Source organism: Peptostreptococcus sp. (genome assembly GCF_977045075.1).
The window spans coordinates 1-3,057 of record NZ_CDRRTB010000124.1; the positions used below are offsets into that span (position 1 = coordinate 1).

Genomic DNA, 3,057 nt, shown 5'->3' on the forward strand with positions numbered 1-3,057 from the left:
TAGCAAACAAACTTAAGGAGCTACCACTTTCATACTTTTCTACCCACAACCTATCAGACCTATCTCAGACAGTCATGATGGATGTTGGAAATATAGAAATGGTAATATCCCATGCCATACCGGCTGGAATTGGCTTCGCAGTATTCTTTGTACTGATGACAATTCTAATGTGTATGTCGAATTTTATCCTGGGGCTAACAGTTGCCATGCCTATATGGATAGGCTTCCTATTTATATTCCTGTCAAAAAAGGTCCAACAGAGTAGTACAAATAAGTTTTTTAATAAACTATTGGAAAACTCAAATGCCTTCCAGGAGGCCTTTGAAATGCAGGAGGAAATAAAGTCCTATTCTATGCAGGACCAGGTAAGGGCTGATGTTGAAGATAAGCTTGAATCTACAGAATTAATCCATTTAAAGGCAGAGATTGGCCTGGGCCTATTATCCTTCTTTATAGGAATTCTGCCGTATTTAGCACCAGTTTTAACTGCTACAGTAGGGGCAGGCCTATATATGTCAGGCTCTATAAATGTTTTGTATTATGTAGGTTACCTAATGGCAGCTACAACCCTTTCATACCAATTTGCAGGTATACAAGAATATGTACTAATGATATTCTTCTTTGAGTCTAGCTACAAGAGGATAGAAGAGTTAAAGGAGGAGCCTGTTCAAACAGGAGAGGATAAGGACCTAACAAGCTTCGATGTTAGATTTGACAACGTTGAGTTCCAGTATGGGGATAATAGGGTCATCAAGGGCCTATCCTTTGTAGCAAAGCAAAATGAGGTCACAGCTATAGTTGGTCCATCGGGCTGTGGTAAGACTACTGTTTTGAGGCTGATTTCTAGACTATATGACTATGACAAGGGTAAGATCAGTATAGGTGGCCAGGATATAAAGGACATTAGCACCAGGTCAATGTTCAAGAATATATCCATGGTATTCCAGAACGTAGACCTATTCGATTTCTCTATTATGGAAAATATTAGGATGGGTAGGAAGGATGCCAGTGATGAAGAGGTACTTGCAGCAGCCAAGCTAGCAAATGTAGACAAAATAGTTGCCAAGCTACCGAATGGCTATGACACCCTTATTGGAGAGAATGGGTCTAAGCTATCAGGTGGAGAAAGGCAGAGAATATCTATCGCCAGGGCCTTTTTAAAGAATGCCCCTATTGTTCTTCTAGATGAAATATCTGCCTCTCTTGATGTGGAAAATGAAATGGAAATTCAAGAAAGTATTAATAGGCTAATCGAGGGTAAGACCATTATAATTATCTCTCATAGGCTAAAGTCTATAGAAAAGGCGGACAATATATTAGTCATGAAGGATGGTATTTTAGATTCTCAGGGTTGCCACGAGGACCTATTGAAGGAATCAGACCTTTATAGGTCTATGGTTGAAAAATCTAGACTGACTGAGGAGTATGTGTATTAGTAAGTAATGTTAGTATTTATGAAAAAATTTGGAGTTTTTGGAGAGTATTCAAAAACTCTGTAAATTAGAATAAGTCCTTCTGTGGTAAAGTATATTTATCATAGGAGGGCTTTTAAAATGGAATAAGAAAAAGAACCAATAATTATTATGTTATAATATAGGTAAGTATTTTTTATAGGAGGGATTGTTATGAAAATGAAAAAAACGCTTTTTGCATTATTTGCACTTTTATTGAGCATATCTTTATCAACTGGATGCACAGGTGGTAGTGAATCTACAAATAAACATATCTCAGATAAAATAATGAACACTACTTTGAGTGGCTTAAATATAAAAGGAGAATTTTCTGAAGCGTATTCCAAATATGATGACGTTGGCTGGCCATCAGATGGCTTTAGATACATGGTTGTAAAATTCGACCAGGACATAAGCCCTGATATCGAAAAAAATTTCAATAATTATTCTATAGATAAATTAGATTATAATAAGTCCATTGAGAGTATTGAAAAGCATTGCGATATAAAAGAGTTAGTTGATACTATCAAGATTGATTTTTCCAAGAATAAAGATTCCGTATATGGTATCAAAAAAGTCTTCAGAGATGAAGATGCGAAAAATAAGGATTTTGCAGATGAAATATATATTTTATCTTATGATAAATCTATTAAAACCTTATATCTATTAGTTGATTACATGTAGTATGATGTAAATCAAAACAACCTGTTAAGCGGGTGGTTTGTCCAATGGTTACCGTATTATTGCACATAGAGCAGAAGATTGACCTAGCGATTATAGATATAGTAAAATAAAATATAGCAATTGAAATGACGCCTGTAGTCCTTGTGAGATTCAAATAAAAAGAAGACCACAATTGCTACAGGCTTTATATTACTATATATGATATTAGAAAGAGAGATATAGACTATGACTGATGAAATAATAGAAATGGCCAGGCCAGAAGGTGATAAGGAACCAGTAGAGGGCGACAAAATGCCCAAGGAAAAGTTTCTAATTAAGACAACAGATGAGTTTAACAGGTACGTAGACCATATATACGATCTCTTAAAGAGTGGATATATCCTATACAGGGAGGGAATTTACTCATCATCTAATTTATTTTCAATAGTAGCTATTGAGGAGATAGTAAAGGTATATAATGCCATTTTTTCTAAGGATGTAGACGGTTATGCCGGTAGGGGTATGGGGAAGAGGATCTTTGGTCCAGACTACTACCTTTGGATGGATGATCGACTAACAGATGCAGTTGAAGAGGAAGACCTAAAGGAAATTTTTGACCTCTATAATAGTGGGGCCTTGAAAGAACTGAAAAATGACTCCATCTACTGTGAGCGTAGGTCTGACGCTATACTATTGCCTGCAGACCATATAGATGATAAGTTTGCAAGAAATATGCTTCTGTTTGCTATCCAGGCCTATGAGGATAATCTGGCTGGATTTAGCCTTTATGCCATCGAGATTTCTAAGAAGACAGATAAGCTATTTGAAGAGATACTATAAGCTCGGGAGGAAGATATGAAAATATACAAGGAGCTTCAAGCCTTAAAGGAGAAAGAATATGCAGATTTTCAAGCCAAACTGGTTCCGACTATAGAACCATCGA

3 protein-coding genes are annotated in these 3,057 nt (G+C 36.2%); all 3 read left to right on the forward strand.

The features are described from left to right. A partial coding sequence (locus tag ACW6OJ_RS07770) for an ABC transporter ATP-binding protein (RefSeq protein WP_456096244.1) occupies positions 1–1,436 on the forward strand: 1,436 nt, incomplete at its 5' end. A gap of 189 nt (positions 1,437–1,625) precedes the next feature. After that, positions 1,626–2,135, forward strand: coding sequence for a hypothetical protein (locus ACW6OJ_RS07775; RefSeq protein ID WP_456096245.1), 510 nt, complete (start codon positions 1,626–1,628; stop codon positions 2,133–2,135). A gap of 225 nt (positions 2,136–2,360) precedes the next feature. Continuing rightward, positions 2,361–2,954, forward strand: a complete 594-nt coding sequence (locus tag ACW6OJ_RS07780) for a hypothetical protein (protein ID WP_456096246.1) — start codon at positions 2,361–2,363, stop codon at positions 2,952–2,954. Positions 2,955–3,057: the final 103 nt, after the last annotated feature.

Coding starts and splice junctions, on each gene's coding strand:
- ACW6OJ_RS07775 (WP_456096245.1), top strand. CDS start 1,626: ATGAAAATGAAAAAAACGCTTTTTGCATTATTTGCACTTTTATTGAGC.
- ACW6OJ_RS07780 (WP_456096246.1), top strand. CDS start 2,361: ATGACTGATGAAATAATAGAAATGGCCAGGCCAGAAGGTGATAAGGAA.